Here is a 16,250-nt window from a genome sequence, read left to right on the forward strand (position 1 = left end):
GTTTATTGCTTCTGATCGCATCGCCCATTTCAACATAGTTTTTGGCTATTTCTTCAGGTAAACCTGCTCCTACCATTCCGTTAAACGCATCTTCATCGCTAAATTCTATCCATGGTAATGCTGGTTTACCGATTGCAGTACCTAATACTTTTGCAACATCAGACGGCGTACTTTCATCATCACTGGCTACATACTGTATGGTTTTGCCTGTAAAATTACTTTCCAATACTTCAGCAGCTACTTCAGCAATGTTACGGGGATGCACCAAAACAAGTTTCGAATCGGCGCCAAAATTAGACCCTAATATGTTTGCATGTTTAACCATATCGATGTTGGCTAAAAAGTTGATATAGAAATAACCAGCACGTAAATGTTTTACATCTACCCCATTTAATGTGGCAAAAATATTTTCTACATCATGTAATCCTGCAATTGGGCCTGTTCCATCCGGCAGATCTGCACCTACGCTACTTAAATTCACTACTTTTTTAACGCCCGACTCTTTTATGGCAGCTGCATAATTTTCGCCGATACCTTTAATATATGCCCTAAATTTTGGTGCCGCAAAATTTGGTGGCACCATGGTGTAAATGGCATCAGCCCCGGTAAAAGCATCCTTTAAAAATCCTGTATCGGTTACACTACCAATTAAAGGTATTGCACCCAGCGATTTAATTTCTTCGGTTCTATCGGTGTTACTGCTAATAATTTTTACTTTATGGCCTTTGGCTACCAGTATTTCGGCAAGGGGTTTAGTAATATTACCTATTGATCCTGTTAATGTTATTTTCATGATTTTTTTGTTTTTAAATATTGAATACAAAGCTATATTTGTACTTACTTTTATACAAGTACTTACCCCAAAGTATGTAACTATGACAGCTGTTAAAGAAAGTTCGACCCGTAATTTTAATAAAGGTGTAGCGCTAACCAGCTGCCCGGTTACATTTGTAATGGAAAAAATTGGTGGTTATTGGAAGCCGATTATTATTTTTCATTTAATGAGTGGCCCAAAACGTTATAGTGAGTTAAAACGTGCGATACCACAGATAACTGAAAAAATGCTTATACAGCACTTAAAGCAATTGCAAAATGATGACCTCGTTCATCGGGATGCACAAGCTGTTGTTCCTCCCGTAGTTACCTATAGCCTCACAAAATCGGGGCAGGATCTTTTTCAGGTGTTAGATTCGATGGTAGATTGGGCCATTAAAAATGGCTCTGTTTAACTATTATACGTACTCATCTGGGCAATTAGAATTACGAACGAATGTATAAATAGTAGCACAAACTAAATGATATGAACCTTTTCGAAGCGAAACGCGGGAACCAACTTGATTACCTGCACAGGCATTGCGCTCCGAAAAGAAAATTAGTCGATAAATAGTCGATATAATTTTTTCATTGATTGGAAATGAGAGGGTGGTTTTTCATCGGAGATTGCAGTCCTGCTGTTCGCTGTAGCCCTCATGCTTCGGGGCTGCCGCTGCCATCAGGTTTACGAACAGCGTAGGTACAAGCTGCAGCCTCAAAATGAATACGGTTTTGGCCATTTAGCCCTGGGTGGGAGCTGTACCCCAATGTCATTAAGTAAGGATAAATCGCAAAAAGATGTCACCCTGAGGCATAATTTATTGTATAAAAATCAATATTAATGAGAAGTGAATTTAAAAGATTAAATCTCCTCAGATTATCGTCATTGCGAGAAGGCTTTTTCAGCCGACGAAGCAATCTTCATGGCAAGGATCACTAGCGTGAAAGATTGCTTCGTCGTTCCTCCTCGCAATGACGACCTTTCTTTTGAATCTGTTATTGATAGCGCAGTCGAAGGGCTTTTGTTTGTGATTTATGAATCTTAAAAAATCTTCGATCGAATCATGTATTTGATATACAGAAGCCTACAGTATCATAATGCCCTTGATGTTTCCTGCTTGCTTATAAACAGCAATCACTTCATCCGCATTTTGCATCGTCTTTTTTACGGTAATTGAAACATATTTCCCTGTTTTTGAAGCTTGCTCAATAAACTCATCATCAGGTAAAATGGCACGTAAGTCTTGTATTTTATCTAGCCCGCCAGTGATAATAAATTTAAAATTATAAATACCTGGAAACTGCTCAACACTTTCTAGTTTCTCTTTTAAATTAGCATAAATATCTCCATTATCCCCATCCGGGATATCAGTAAACTCAATATCTTTATTATTTTTATTCTCATCCATAACGAAAGCATATCAAATTCTATACCCAAATAAACAGGGTGCAATTCTGACAGAATTAACGTTTATTTTAATTAAAATACCGCCATTTTAGCGAATCGAAGGGGGCTTTACCCCTAAATCCCCTAAGGGGACTTTATACCCAAATTTAATGGCATGATGGATTCTGAACCAAGTTCAGAATGACGAACGATAAAATAGGCTGTGGGTTTTAAACCTTTAATAGTAGCACAAACTCAATTACATAAACCTTAGCGAAGCGGATACCGGCCTTGTGGGCAATGCCTGCAGGCGTATGAGCAAAGCAAAGGGCTACAGAACCCAATGAAATAGAGGTTTGGCTTTTCTAAAATTAAAGAAACAGATCTACCATAGCCATAGTTAGCCCTATAAAAACAAGGTCCACTTTACCATATAAGATAGATAAGGACATATAAGCCAATATAAGGATAGATTCTGACCACGAAGTAGCTATTAGACCTAAAATTAATAGGAACAGCTAATAAAACAAGTTCAAAATGACGAACGGTTGGGGCGATCGATTAGGTTTTAAACTAATTACTAACAACTTTGGCAAAAAGCGATAGGAATTGTTATTTTTGAACCTCAAAAAACAGGAGCCGATTTGGATTATTTAGCAGGATTAAACCCACAACAAAGAGCAGCAGTAGAGAACACAAAAGGACCAGTAATGATTGTTGCAGGTGCAGGTTCGGGCAAAACCAGGGTAATTACATTTCGTGTAGCCCACCTTATTCAAACCGGTACCGATCCATTTAACATCCTGGTTTTAACCTTTACCAACAAGGCGAGTAAGGATATGCGCGAGCGTATCAGTAAAGTTGTTGGTGCAGAGGCAAAGAACATTTGGATGGGTACTTTTCACTCTGTTTTTGCCAAGATTTTACGGGTAGAGGCTGAGAAAATAGGTTATCCAAGCAATTTCACCATTTACGATACCGATGATAGTAAAAGTGTAATCCGCGCCATTTTGAAAGAAATGCAGCTGGATGATAAATTATATGCAGCGAATTTTGTTTTTAATAGAATTTCATCAGCCAAAAATAATTTAATTTCCTGGGGCGAATATCAAGCTAACGACCAGATACAGGCCGAAGATATCCAGAATAAACGCCCATTAATTGGCCAGATTTACGAAACCTATGCTAAACGCTGTTTTAGAGCTGGGGCAATGGATTTCGACGATTTGTTGTTCAAAACCAATATTTTATTAAAAGAACATCCTGATGTTTTAAATAAATATCAGCAGAAATTTAGATACCTGATGGTGGATGAGTATCAGGATACCAACTTTTCGCAGTATACCATTGTGAAAAAACTGGCTGCTGCTTATCAGAACATTTGTGTGGTAGGTGATGATGCACAGAGTATCTATGCCTTCCGTGGCGCAAACATCCAGAATATTTTAAATTTCGAACGTGATTATCCTGATTTAAAGGTTTATAAATTAGAACAGAATTACCGTTCTACCCAAAATATTGTAGTACCAAAGGCTACCACCACAACGATTTTGCCATTTTGTATCGTACCAATGCACAAAGCAGGGCTATGGAGGAGGGTTTACGCAAATTAAATATTCCTTACCGGATATATGGCGGTCAATCTTTTTACCAACGTAAAGAGATTAAAGATTTAATTGCGTATTTCCGTTTAACTTTTAATCCGAAGGATGAAGAAGCTATAAAACGCGTAATCAATTACCCTAAACGTGGTATTGGCGATACCTCGATCGATAAAATTATTGTTGCGGCAGATCAGCATGGAAAAACCATGTGGGATGTAATTTCGAATGCACACGAATATGTAGATGGGCGTTTAGCTAATCAATTGAACGATTTTGCCTTGATGGTGCAAAGTTTTCAGGCAGAGGCAAAAAAGCTCGATGCTTATGATACGGCTTTATTTATTGCCCAACATGCAGGTATTTTAAAAGAATTATATACTGATGACAGCGTTGAAGGGCGTGCGAGATACGAAAATATCCAGGAATTATTAAACGGTATTAAGGAATTTGCGGAGCGCGAAGACATTGAAGAAAAAGGTCTGGATATCTTTATGCAGGATGTTGCCCTTTTAACCAATGATGATAAAGATGGTGATAAAAATAAGGATACCGTTTCTTTAATGACGATCCACTCTGCCAAAGGTTTGGAGTTTAAAAACGTGTTTATTGTTGGATTGGAAGAAAATCTGTTTCCATCGCAAATGTCGTTAACCAACCGCACTGATTTAGAGGAAGAACGCCGTTTGTTTTATGTGGCCATTACCCGTGCCGAAGTAAAACTGACACTTACTTATGCCACTTCCCGTTATCGCTGGGGAACGTTAACCAACTGCGAACCAAGCCGTTTCATTAACGAAATTAGTCCGAAATTTTTAGAATTGGATGTAAAACCATCCAAGTCGAGCAGTTTTGAAGGTAATTTTGACGATGACCGCAAAACATGGACCTCGCAGCCACGTGATTTCTTTAGCAAACTGAAACCAGCGGCCGGCGCAACTACTTCTGCCCCACCTGTCCGTCCGAAAACAACATCGCTATTAGCAAAAGCACACGTGCCCACACCTGGCTTTACGCCATCACAGCCGCATGAATTTCAAGGCGGTATGGAAGTTGAGCACGAAAAATTTGGTTTTGGAAAAATTATCAGCTTGGAGGGAACCCTGCCTGATGTTAAGGCTACTGTATTCTTCCAGGGCTTGGGCAATAAACAGCTACTGCTTAAGTTTGCAAAATTGATGATTGTGAAATAAGTGCAGATTTCAATTTAGCCACGGAAATCAACGAAAATTCATCATCCTGATCCCGATTTTACATCGGGATCAGGATCCTTAATAGATAAACAAATAGATGCTGAATCAAGTTCAGCATGACGAATGGCATTAAAATTATGTCCAACTCAGTGCCCACTGCGCTCTTCTCTCTGCGTTCTTTGCGGTTAAAAACACCATGGTTAAAAAGTTGAAAAACCACAAAATTATCCTTATTATTGAACTCGGTTCTCCCGATTACAAACCATGCAACTTACTAGGTTAGAAATTAAAGGTTTTAAGAGCTTTGGCGATAAAGTGACCATCAATTTTAATGAGGGTGTTACCGCTATTGTTGGTCCTAATGGTTGCGGAAAATCCAATGTAATAGATGCTATGCGCTGGGTTTTGGGCGAACAGAGTACCAAAGCACTTCGTTCAGAAAAGATGGAGAACATCATTTTCAACGGAACAAAAAACCGTAAACAAGCGCAGCTTGCCGAGGTTTCATTGAGTTTTGATAATACCAAGAACATCCTGCCAACAGCCTATTCACAGGTTACCGTAACCCGTAAACTCTATAGAAATGGCGATAGTGAGTACCGTTTAAACGATGTTCAGTGTAGGTTAAAAGACATTACCGACCTTTTTCTGGATACCGGAATCGGCTCTGATAGTTATTCGATTATTGAGCTGAAAATGGTTGATGAAATTATTACCAACAAAGAACATAGCCGCCGTTCCTTGTTTGAAGAAGCATCGGGGATCTCGAAATACAAATTACGTAAAAAACAGACTTTCAGCAAGCTAAAAGATACAGAGGCCGATTTAGAGCGGGTTGAAGATTTACTTTTCGAGATCGAAAAAAACCTTAAAACCTTAGAAAATCAGGCACGTAAAGCCGAGCGTTATTATAAGCTAAAAGAGCAATATCGCGAATTGAGTGTTCAGTTGGCTACACACCGCATTGCCTTCTTCCGTACCGACTTAAATGCTTTAGAAACTCAGGAACAGAATCAGCTGGTAAACCGTACAGCACTCAGTACCAAAATAGATACCGGTGAAGCCGAACYGCAAAAGCTTAAACTAGGCAGTATCAGTCAGGAAAAGAACCTTTCTGTACAACAAAAGGCCACAAATGAGTTTGTTTCCAAAATCCGTGCTTACGAAAGTGAGAAAAAAGTAAAGAACGAGCAAATGCGTTTTTTACAGGAAAAAGAAACACGTTTATCGGGTGAGCTCGAAAAAGATAAAAACCAGGTTAACCACATTAAATACAACATCAAACGTTTAAATGAAGAAGTTTTAACTGAAACTGAAGTTTTTAACCGACTTGAATCTGATTTAAAAAGCTTAAAATCCACGCTCGATACTTTACGCGAGCAACAGCAGACCGAGAAAAACAGGATTGATAACCTGATCAAATCGATTAACGAGTTACAAAACCAAGTATACCAGTCGCAAAAAGAAATTGATATCCTAAATATTCAAAAAGATGCGCTGGTGCAGGAAACCAACCGGAATGTTGATGATACAGAAACCAAAACATTAGAATTAAAGGCTTTCGATCATGCTTTGGCCGAACTTGATATTCAGGTTAGGGAGAAGCAAGCCAATATTAAAAACCTAACGGAAGCTGAAGAATTTTTAAAAGAAAAACTGGCTGCTTCAGAAATCAATTTAAGTTCGAACAAGGAAAAACTTACGGCCGAAAACCGTAAAAAAGATGCCAAGCAGAACGAATATAACCTGACCAAATCGCTGGTTGATAGTTTAGAGGGTTTTCCTGAATCGATCCGTTTTTTGAAGAAAAACAACGCTTTTGCTAAAAGTGCCCTGCTCCTTTCTGATATTTTATTCTGTAATGAAGATTACCGCATAGCCATTGAGAATTACCTCGAACCGGTAATGAACCATTATGTGGTTGATCAATATGCAGATGCAGTACAGGCCATTAACCTTTTAACCGATGCCAGCCGCGGACGGGCAAACTTTTTCATTTTAGAAAATGTACCCGATAAAAACCCAGTTATTGGTACGCATGAAGGCTTGGTCTCAGCGCTATCAGTCATTGAAGTTGATAAAAAATACCAACACCTCTGCAATCTGCTTTTGCAAAATGTTTACATCGCAGTAGCTGAGCAAGAAAATTTGTTTAAAGCAACACCAACAGATAGTTTAACCATTTTGGCTAAAAATGGAAAATATGCCCAAACCAAATTCACTTTGGCGGGTGGCTCTGTGGGTTTATTCGAAGGAAAAAGGATTGGCCGTGCCAAGAATTTAGAAAACCTGGCCAAAGAAATCAAAGCTTCAGAATCGTTGATTAATCAGTATGATGCAGCAATTAAAGCCGAAACTGGTAACATATTTAACCTGAAAGAAGCTTCAAAACTCAATCAGATCAATGCTTTGCAGCAAGAAATGAACCGTTTAAACAATGAACATATTTCTGTACAGACCCGTCGCGATCAGTACCAGGAGTTTATTACCACCAGCGAAAACCGTAAAACAGATATTGCCCAAAAGATAGTATCCATAGAAAAAGCCTTATCGGAAAAATTGCCGGCATTGGTTCAATTGCAAAAAGACCAGCAAGAAGCACACGTAAACTTGCAGGAACAACAGCTTAATTATCAGGAAATTGCCGATCAGGTAAACGAAAGCGCAAGCAAATACAACCAGGATAACATCCGTTTCCATCAACAACAAAATAAGTTATCAGGTTTAGAAAAAGATTTAGATTATCGTTTTGTGCAGGAAGAAGCTTTAAATAAGCGCATCGCACAAAACGACAAAGAATTACAGGAAGCACTAACCCAAATTACGGCAACATTACAGCACACTGACCTGAACGACGATACGCTTTTAGAGATGTATCAACAACGTGAAGAGATGGAAAAAGGGCTTGCAGAAGCTGAGCAAGCTTATTTCACCAGTAAAGGAAGCATTAACGAGGTTGAAAACGACCTGACCAATATCCGTAAAACCCGCGAAGAAACAGATTTCTTATTAACGGAGATTAAGGATAAAAAAAACGCATTAAAAATCGATCTGAATGCATTAAAAGAACGTTTAGCTGTCGAATTCAACATCGACATCAACGATCTTTTAGAAACAGATACTGAAATTGAAGTTTTAGAAAGTGAGTTTGATCTCCGTCAAAAGGTAGAGCGAATGAAACGTCAACTCGACGAATTTGGCGCCATTAACTCTATGGCAATGGAAGCCTTTAAAGAAATGGAAGAACGTTATACTTTTATCCAGAACCAAAAAAAGGATCTTAATGCTGCAAAAACCGATCTTTTACAAACGATTAAAGAGATAGACGATACGGCTAAAGATAAATTTATGCAGGCCTTTACCCAGGCCCGTGAGCACTTTATCGTAGTTTTCCGTTCTTTATTTAACGAAGAAGATAGCTGCGACCTGATTTTATCAGATATCAATAATCCTTTGGAGGCCGATATTGATATTATTGCCCGTCCGAAAGGGAAAAGACCTTTATCCATCAATCAGTTATCTGGTGGAGAAAAAACATTAACGGCTACGGCGCTATTGTTTTCGCTTTACCTGCTAAAACCTGCACCTTTCTGTATTTTCGATGAGGTTGATGCGCCTTTGGATGATACCAACATCGATAAATTCAATAATATTATCCGTAAATTCTCCGATCAATCGCAGTTTATCATTGTATCGCACAACAAACGGACTATTGCCAGTACCGATATTATTTATGGGGTAACCATGGTAGAGCAGGGCGTTTCGAGGGTTGTAGCGGTCGATTTAAGGGAAGTAGCAGCTTAACTCAGCTTTTTCGTCATTGCGAGGAGGTACGACGAAGCAATCTTTTATTTACATTTTTTAAATTAGAAAATGAAAGTCACTACCATTGGCGGTCTTCAGTCCTGCTGTACTCTTTAACCTCGCGAAAAGCTCGGTCTGCCGTTTCCATCAGGTTTAAAAATGCAATAATGTTCATCTAACAGCATTTGAATAGCGTACTGAAAAATGTATATTTGTTAATAACAACCAAAGATATGTTAGCTACAGTTAAAGTATATTACGAAAAAGGAAAGATAACACTGAAAGAAAAAGCACCTGTACAGACCAAAACGGAAGTTATAGTTACCTTTTTAACAGAAGATAAACCACTTCTTGCTAAAAGGATTCCTGGTGCATTTAAAGGTAAAATATCAATCCCAGACAATTTTAATGACTTTTAAAGCCTGCGTTTGATAAAAAAATGCATTAAAAGATCTCCAATCAATATTTAAACTTAAATCCGTCACCCTGAATTCATTTCAGGGTCTATATTGCAAGAAAGATGCTGAAATAAATTCAGCATGACGCCCCTAACTTATTACAAACTAATCATGAAAATCCTATATATCCTTCCCTTAGCCATGATGCTAAGCTGCTGTTCATCAGTAAAAAACCAAAATAATACTTCTTCCGGCAAGTTAGATACCCAATTGTTAAAAGATGTTGAGGTATTATCATCAGATGCTTATCAAGGTAGAAAAACCGGAACAAAGGGGGCTGAAATGGCCAGGGCATACATTATAGAAAGATTTCAAAAACTAGGACTAAAATCTTATCCTCAGCATGTAAACTATGCGCAGGAGTTTACTTTTAATGGAATAGGTAATACAAAAATAAATGGCACCAACATCATCGGCTATATTCCGGGCAAAGGAACGAATGTTATTGTGGTATCTGCCCATTACGACCATTTAGGTGTAGTAAAAGGCGAAGTTTTTAATGGTGCTGATGATAATGCATCGGGAACTGCAGGATTATTAAAAATTGCCACCTATTTTGCTAAAAACAAACCAAATAACACAATCATTTTCGCCTCTTTCGATGCGGAAGAAATGGGCTTACAGGGTGCAAAGGCATTTGTAGGCAATCCACCAGTGCCTATGAATACTATTGCTATTGATTTAAATATGGATATGATCAGTCACAGCGATAAAGGTGAACTTTATGTCTGTGGGACTTTCAAATATCCTGATTTAAAGAAGTATGTAGATACGACTAAAACCAATATCAAATTACTTTTCGGCCACGACGATCCAAAACAAGGTCACGATGATTGGACAAACCAAAGCGACCAAGGCGCATTTAATGCTAAAAATATTCCATTTTTATATTTCGGTGTAGAAGACCACAAAGATTATCATAAACCTACAGACGAATATTCTAACATCACCAAACCATTTTTTAATAATGCTGCAAGCGCTGTGCTGGATGTTGTAAAAAACATCGACAAACAAACCGGCTTACAACAGTTGTTAAAAGATAAAATGATCATGATGGACAATCCAAGAAAATCGGAAAGGTTTTAATAAACTGATTGATATAAGTCTAAACCTGCCCTATCCGGCAGGTTTTTTTATGCTTTATAAATCTTAAAACAAGGCATATATCCCCTTTAGACACTTGGTCAATGAATGCAATAGTGCTATCTTTATATTATGAGACAGAAGAAACGTAAGGCTGAAAGAGTTTATGAGGATGATCCCGAGGGTGAAATGTTGTTGCCAACACGCAAGACAAAAGAAATAGCTGAAAGCCATTTATCAGAAGCGGAGGGATTAGTTGTTAAAGGCCCTCATGGTTTAAGGGGTGTTGGAGGTAGGGAGAATGGCAAAGAGTTGTTTGATCATGTGCTTAATGCAATGTCAAAGCCTACCAATAAGAAGTAATGTTTTGATTTAACAGAATGTTGTTATACATTTATAAAAAAAGGGAAGTGTTGAGACTTCCCTAATTGGCCGAACGATTATTTGCGTGGCTTTGGTTTCGATCTTATGTAGTATTCAGAACCGTTCTTTAGGTCGGTACGATATACACGAACGAATTTAGTTTGCTTTTTGCGTTGCATTTGACTAAATAGTTATGATTTACTAATCAGACGACATCAAGCCGCGTCATATCGGCATAATTCATACTATCATGCCTGTTGATTGTTTTCTATATAGTCTGTTATCCTAACTACTAATGAGCCGAACATATCAACGTCTTTAAATCTGTGGTTATATCTAAATACCGCTTCATCAACATACTTTTGCAAGTGTTGTTCTGATACATGGATATGTGTTCCGAATACCATTCTCTTTAATTGGCTAAAGAAGCCCTCTACTGTGTTTGTTGATGTTGAACCCTGCCTGTACTGTTCTAATGCATGTTTGATAACACCATGATTTTCATAGCCTAATTTCTTTAGGTTAGTATATAAAGGAAATTCATCTGTTGATATATGACTGCTCTTGTCAACATTAGCCTCAATATAAGGATGTGTTATTTTCATTTTAATATCATCCATTACCTTAGCCCTTACCATTCCCATACGTTCAACCATAGCGAATACAGGCTTTTTATTCAAAGCACCTCTACCAACCTCCACACCATTCTTTTTACCTGTCGATACATACGTTTCATCTATTTCAACGTGTCCTTTGAGTTTAGGAGGATTAGGGTATTCAGACATCAATTTTCTTATCTGTGTAGTCATTTTATGCGCTGTCTTATACGTTACACCTATTGCACGCTGTACTTCTTTAGAAGCAACGCCATTACGTGTTGTAGTCATTAAATACATGACATAAAACCAATAGTTTAAAGGTGTTCTTGTTCTCTCGAATGGAGTTTTAGCACATGGGTATATTTGATGATAACATAGCCTACATTGATAAGATCTACGTGTTACTACACGCCTAAATTCTGTTTCCTTACCGCATGATTCACATGTACGGTTCTTATCCCCAAATCGCAGTTTAAAGACCTTATCTAAGCATGCGGCATCATTTGGGTAATCTTTCAGAAATTCAGCTAATGTATATTTCATGGCGGTAAGTTTGTAATTGTCAAATATTATTTCTTACCTTTGAAGTAAGAAAAAAGGAAACGGTGTGGATTTTAACCACATCTGTAGCTTCAAAGGCTACCGTACTAAGTGTTATACTAGCCGTTATTCCCTCTTATGTTTTCTTAAATCCCGATTTATTTTAAGTATTGCAACCACTCTTCTAAATCGGGATTTTTTTATTCTTTTTATATTGGTTTATAGCTTTCTTTTAATTCTTCCCCATCAAACCATTCTGTCAATGCGTAATATACCGTATGATTTGAACCTGTAGGATTATAAATATCCACCTTATCAGCACGCTTCAATTTATCTATTGGGGTGTTAAGTCCTTTATCAAAATCCCTGTCAAACTCCCTTATAGCGCTTTCTATTTCACCTATTTTAGATGCTTTACCAATATACTTTAGTCCAAACAAGACCTGCTCCATAGCAGAAGCATTTTTGTCAAATACCAATTTATGCACTTCAACGTTTTCTTGTTTGATGCTTTGGGCAACTATGTCCTTAAGATTTGATATAGTTGTATAGTGCTTCTTTGCATCTGGATGTAGATTAAAAAGCAATTCTTCTAAATCTTTAATAGTGTTGACGAAATTCATTGTTATTTCTTTTAAGTATTGCACTTCAAATTTAAGAAGAAATAAATGATAAAAACAAATTAAAATGAATATTTACGAAAAAACCCCATTCAAACGTAATTAAATAGGGTTTTTAATAGCTATTAATGATTTAAGATCACATAAAAAACAAGATAAAAAGTAAGATATTTATATAAAAAGATGAAGAACTTTGAATGTTTTACTATTTATTATTAGCTATTTTTGCTCGTTATTTATCTTTTATAAACGCTTCGTAAGACTTTACAACAGCAAGTAATATGATTGCCTCAATATCGGGCTTAGTGAAGCTTATATCATCTTCAAACTCTGATAAGAACTCATTTGATATACTATCAGCTAATTCGGTTAGTTTCTTAGACATAATTAGTCCCTTGTTATATTGATGAAATTACCTAAAATGCCTAAGTAATACTCTTTGCCATTCTCCCCTCCATAAGTGCCTGTTCTTTTCTTATAATAAACTGAGAATATCAAACCGTTAAAGTATTTCACTATCCTACCGTTAGGGTTATCTAAATGGGATTTTAACGCCTTATCTGATGGGTTAGTTAATAACAACAATAGCACCACACCACCTAGGATATAATGCTTTCTATGTAATTTAATGTTACTCATAACCGTATTTATCCTGACTTTCATTATCTATTGTATCAGGTATTACTTTTTTGATTGCAAACGATATTACATACAAGCTATCATTTGCCCTTATGGTATCTATTCCGTTCATTAATCTAGGTGTTATAACAACATCTTCTGTCTTTTTATCATTTCTTCCTATGAAGAATATTAAAAAACACATTGCAGGGAACAATAAAGTGCCTAACGTAACTTTTACCCACGTTTTAACCCTTTCATTAATTTTCATTTGAATATGAATGCCCTTAGTTCCTATAGGCTTCTAAATAAAGAAGCGTGGAACTGTAGTCTCATTCGCCCTTAAGGCTCTGGAAAAGCCATGCAACAAATAAAGTCCAGTCCACACGCTTGTAGCATGAGGCATTGAAACTCTATTCTTGTTGCACTTGTTAATTTTCCAGATTTTAAGAGCAAGAATAAAAGCTAACGCTTCTGTTTTAAATATGATTAATTATAGTATTCTCTGTGGTATTATATAATTATTTAGTTGTAAACATATTGATTTCAGCAAAATTATCAAATAACATTCACTTAAACGCATGTTTTATCACAAAAAACGGTGAAGTGTCTAAAGGGGATATATGCCTTAAAACAAAATTATTTAGCTGTTTATCAAATGATTACAAATAAAACTATAAAAATAGTTTGAAAACTATTTTTATAGTCGTAACTTCAATTAACCAAACTATAAAAATAGTTGCGATGATAAAAGAACTCACAAAAGCAGAAGAACAGATTATGCTCATCCTTTGGGAGATGGGTGAAGCCTTAGTAAAAGACGTTATCGAAAAAATGAACGAACCCAAACCTGCTTACAACACGGTTTCGACCGTAATTAGGGTTTTAGAAACTAAAGGCTTTGTTGATCATAAAGCTATCGGCAATACGCATATCTACTTCCCCATTATAAAAGAAACTGATTATAAACGCTTTGCATTAGATAAGGTAATGAGCAACTATTTCGAAAACTCTTACGAGAGTCTGGTTTCTTTCCTGGTGAAAGAAAAAAGTATGAGTACTGAAGAACTCAATGAAATTATCCAATTGGCAGAGAAACTTAAAAAAGATAAGTAATGAGCTGGTTATATTATTTACTCGAAGCAAATCTATATTTCGCCTTATTTTATGGCTTTTATAGATTATTCCTCCACAAGGAAACCTTTTATGGCTTAAATAGAAGTTATTTGATTGTTGGCTCAATACTGGCTTTCCTTCTTCCATTTTTTCAGCTGGGTTTCTTAAAAGCACCTGTAATCGAACAGATTGCGATAGCACCCACTACCGAAACGGTTGTTAGCCAGGTAATGATGACTCAAAACCTGCCACTGGAAACTTATCAACCCAGTATCTTCACTATGGACAATGCGATTATTGCGATTTATAGTCTGGCAACCATTGCATTTCTACTTAAAATGCTTTTTAATTTATCCAAAATTATCAGCATGCGTAAACTACCTTCTGTTAAATTGGATAATGGAGTGACACTAATTGATTTAAAGGATTCCAAAATAGCTTTTTCATTCTTCAACCTCCTCTTTTTAGATCCGCAATTAGCGGAAAAAAACACCATACTCAAACACGAGCTGGTACACATTAAACAAAAACATAGTCTGGATGTGCTGTTATTCGAAATCATCCAGATCATCAACTGGTTTAACCCAATCGTTTATCTCGTTAAAAAAGATATCAAGTTAATCCATGAGTACCTGGCCGATGAAGAAACAACGAAATGCGATGTAGAAAAATATCATTATGCGATGTTTTTGATTCAAAATTCAACGGGTATCCAAAACCTAACCCTAACTAACCAAATATTCAGTTCATCAATATTAAAAAAGCGAATTAACATGCTAAATCAAAAGAAATCGGCACATTGGGCAAGGCTCAAGCTGCTACTGGTACTGCCCATTACTGCAGGAATACTATGCATTTCAACCATGGCCTTTACAAAAGATTACGGATTTGTGGACTTGCTGCCAGAGAATTCATCTGGGAAAATTGATCAATTGGATAGCACAATAATTAGGGAAATACTAACAAAAGGTGAATTAGTTGTTACGAATCTAAAACCAATCCCGAACTCAGAAAAAAATGTAAATGTTGAGGCAAATACTAGAGATATGTTTGCCGTTTATTTACACAATACTAAGACCGGACAAAGCCTCTTAGAATTGGATTGGAGTTTAATACCAAGTGGTGTAAATATTAGAGAAGGAAATTATTTTAAAGGAACAAAAGAATTTTCGAAAATTGATACTGCGATCAACATTGCAATACAACTTAAAAAAACGCTAGCTACAGTAAAATATGGAGATTTGAGAAAAATTGAGCTAAGCGATAACCAAAAATTAAAAAGCCAACATATAAAACAAGATAAAGCTTTATTACCCCCACCTGCAATTAGTAAAACGTATTTTCCACCTTATAAAAGAGATGGAAAAAACAATTATGTTTCTTTAGAGAAAAGGCTCATCATTATTAATGGAAAGGAAATAGCGGATAAAAACAAATTTTATGGTGCTGCAGACGCTACCGAGATCAAATTTTTAAAGCCAGCGGAGGCAACTGAAAAATATGGCAAAACTAAAGGACAATTTGGCGCAATAGAAATTACAGGAAAAAAGGTAGCTTTCACTTTACAACCTCCCCTTGTAAAAAAAGATCAAATTAAATTTCCGCCACCTGTGGTAAAGTTTGATGAACAAACTTCTTTTTATCCAAAGAATGAGTATAGCGGTAAAACTAACAAGGCAGTAAAGTTCGAGAAGAGATATATTGTTATTAACGGAGAACCTGTAGAAGACAACAGCACTTTTTATGGCGTAAGCAACACAAAATCAGTAAAATACCTTAACCAGGCAGAAGCGATCAAGAAATACGGAAAAGAAAAAGGTAAAAATGGCGCAATAGAAATTACAGGAGATAATATACAGTATGCACCAAAAATATCTCCCCCACCTCCGAGCAATACTAATGGCGACAAACTTAAAAAGTTGGTTCTTTTAGCACCACCATCGCCCATTGAGCCAAAACCAGAAAAAAAAGGGAATGACAATGAGTCAACTGCAATTAATTTTCTTCCATATGCTACTATTTCAAAAGATGGTGTAACCTCAATCAGGATAACGC

General features: G+C 36.7%; 14 protein-coding genes and 1 pseudogene. 8 read left to right on the forward strand and 7 right to left on the reverse strand.

The window, feature by feature from the left end; genetic code table 11:
• Positions 1 to 793 (reverse strand): NmrA family NAD(P)-binding protein (locus AC1DND_RS05595; protein WP_477579784.1); only part of this gene is annotated, 793 nt, incomplete at its 3' end.
• Between AC1DND_RS05595 and AC1DND_RS05600 the strand changes: the two genes are divergently transcribed.
• Positions 792 to 1,229, forward strand: a complete 438-nt coding sequence (locus tag AC1DND_RS05600) for a winged helix-turn-helix transcriptional regulator (protein ID WP_477579786.1) — start codon at positions 792 to 794, stop codon at positions 1,227 to 1,229. The two genes, AC1DND_RS05595 and AC1DND_RS05600, sit on opposite strands and share 2 nt — an antisense overlap.
• Positions 1,230 to 1,898: 669 nt before the next feature.
• Here AC1DND_RS05600 and AC1DND_RS05605 read toward each other — a convergent pair.
• Complete coding sequence (locus AC1DND_RS05605) at positions 1,899 to 2,222, reverse strand: DUF493 family protein (protein WP_477579788.1); 324 nt, start codon at positions 2,220 to 2,222, stop codon at positions 1,899 to 1,901.
• Between the two features lie 622 nt (positions 2,223 to 2,844).
• On the opposite strand from AC1DND_RS05605, the pseudogene AC1DND_RS05610 reads away from it, so the two are divergent.
• From AC1DND_RS05610 to AC1DND_RS05630, 5 genes and pseudogenes are all read left to right on the forward strand, one after another.
• Positions 2,845 to 4,994: pseudogene (locus AC1DND_RS05610) on the forward strand (ATP-dependent helicase).
• Positions 4,995 to 5,258: 264 nt separating this feature from the next.
• Positions 5,259 to 8,798 (forward strand): chromosome segregation protein SMC, encoded by a 3,540-nt coding sequence (smc, locus tag AC1DND_RS05615; RefSeq protein ID WP_477579790.1) that lies wholly within the window; start codon positions 5,259 to 5,261, stop codon positions 8,796 to 8,798.
• A 233-nt stretch (positions 8,799 to 9,031) separates the two neighbouring features.
• Complete coding sequence (locus AC1DND_RS05620) at positions 9,032 to 9,217, forward strand: hypothetical protein (RefSeq protein ID WP_477579792.1); 186 nt, start codon at positions 9,032 to 9,034, stop codon at positions 9,215 to 9,217.
• A 150-nt stretch (positions 9,218 to 9,367) separates the two neighbouring features.
• A complete protein-coding gene (locus tag AC1DND_RS05625) occupies positions 9,368 to 10,342 on the forward strand; it encodes a M28 family peptidase (protein WP_477579794.1) in 975 nt (324 codons plus the stop codon).
• Between the two features lie 129 nt (positions 10,343 to 10,471).
• The gene (locus tag AC1DND_RS05630) at positions 10,472 to 10,702 is read left to right on the forward strand and encodes a hypothetical protein (protein ID WP_477579795.1); all 231 of its coding nucleotides are present in this window, start codon (positions 10,472 to 10,474) and stop codon (positions 10,700 to 10,702) included.
• 248 nt (positions 10,703 to 10,950) lie between these two features.
• Here the strand turns inward: AC1DND_RS05630 and AC1DND_RS05635 are convergent, their stop codons facing one another.
• From AC1DND_RS05635 to AC1DND_RS05655, 5 genes are all read right to left on the reverse strand, one after another.
• Positions 10,951 to 11,844 (reverse strand): IS1595 family transposase, encoded by an 894-nt coding sequence (locus tag AC1DND_RS05635; RefSeq protein WP_477579797.1) that lies wholly within the window; start codon positions 11,842 to 11,844, stop codon positions 10,951 to 10,953.
• 206 nt (positions 11,845 to 12,050) lie between these two features.
• On the reverse strand, positions 12,051 to 12,464 hold the full coding sequence (locus AC1DND_RS05640; protein ID WP_477579798.1) for a hypothetical protein: 414 nt from the start codon (positions 12,462 to 12,464) through the stop codon (positions 12,051 to 12,053).
• A 229-nt stretch (positions 12,465 to 12,693) separates the two neighbouring features.
• Complete coding sequence (locus AC1DND_RS05645; protein WP_477579799.1) at positions 12,694 to 12,846, reverse strand: hypothetical protein; 153 nt, start codon at positions 12,844 to 12,846, stop codon at positions 12,694 to 12,696.
• A gap of 2 nt (positions 12,847 to 12,848) precedes the next feature.
• The gene (locus AC1DND_RS05650) at positions 12,849 to 13,100 is read right to left on the reverse strand and encodes a hypothetical protein (protein WP_477579800.1); all 252 of its coding nucleotides are present in this window, start codon (positions 13,098 to 13,100) and stop codon (positions 12,849 to 12,851) included.
• A complete protein-coding gene (locus AC1DND_RS05655; RefSeq protein ID WP_477579802.1) occupies positions 13,093 to 13,350 on the reverse strand; it encodes a hypothetical protein in 258 nt (85 codons plus the stop codon). The genes AC1DND_RS05650 and AC1DND_RS05655 overlap by 8 nt, the downstream gene beginning before the upstream one ends.
• Before the next feature lie 473 nt (positions 13,351 to 13,823).
• Between AC1DND_RS05655 and AC1DND_RS05660 the strand changes: the two genes are divergently transcribed.
• Entirely contained in the window at positions 13,824 to 14,195 is a 372-nt protein-coding gene (locus AC1DND_RS05660) for a BlaI/MecI/CopY family transcriptional regulator (RefSeq protein WP_029276221.1), read from the forward strand.
• Positions 14,195 to 16,250, forward strand: a 2,056-nt coding sequence (locus AC1DND_RS05665; protein ID WP_477579804.1) for a M56 family metallopeptidase, incomplete at its 3' end; no start/stop codon positions are given. The genes AC1DND_RS05660 and AC1DND_RS05665, both read left to right, overlap by 1 nt.

It is taken from the genome of Pedobacter sp. 01N416, from assembly GCF_056399685.1.

Coding starts and splice junctions, on each gene's coding strand:
- AC1DND_RS05600 (WP_477579786.1), top strand. CDS start 792: ATGATTTTTTTGTTTTTAAATATTGAATACAAAGCTATATTTGTACTT.
- AC1DND_RS05650 (WP_477579800.1), bottom strand. CDS start 13,100: ATGAGTAACATTAAATTACATAGAAAGCATTATATCCTAGGTGGTGTG.
- AC1DND_RS05645 (WP_477579799.1), bottom strand. CDS start 12,846: ATGTCTAAGAAACTAACCGAATTAGCTGATAGTATATCAAATGAGTTC.
- AC1DND_RS05655 (WP_477579802.1), bottom strand. CDS start 13,350: ATGAAAATTAATGAAAGGGTTAAAACGTGGGTAAAAGTTACGTTAGGC.
- AC1DND_RS05605 (WP_477579788.1), bottom strand. CDS start 2,222: ATGGATGAGAATAAAAATAATAAAGATATTGAGTTTACTGATATCCCG.
- AC1DND_RS05620 (WP_477579792.1), top strand. CDS start 9,032: ATGTTAGCTACAGTTAAAGTATATTACGAAAAAGGAAAGATAACACTG.
- AC1DND_RS05635 (WP_477579797.1), bottom strand. CDS start 11,844: ATGAAATATACATTAGCTGAATTTCTGAAAGATTACCCAAATGATGCC.
- AC1DND_RS05640 (WP_477579798.1), bottom strand. CDS start 12,464: ATGAATTTCGTCAACACTATTAAAGATTTAGAAGAATTGCTTTTTAAT.
- AC1DND_RS05660 (WP_029276221.1), top strand. CDS start 13,824: ATGATAAAAGAACTCACAAAAGCAGAAGAACAGATTATGCTCATCCTT.
- AC1DND_RS05625 (WP_477579794.1), top strand. CDS start 9,368: ATGAAAATCCTATATATCCTTCCCTTAGCCATGATGCTAAGCTGCTGT.
- AC1DND_RS05630 (WP_477579795.1), top strand. CDS start 10,472: ATGAGACAGAAGAAACGTAAGGCTGAAAGAGTTTATGAGGATGATCCC.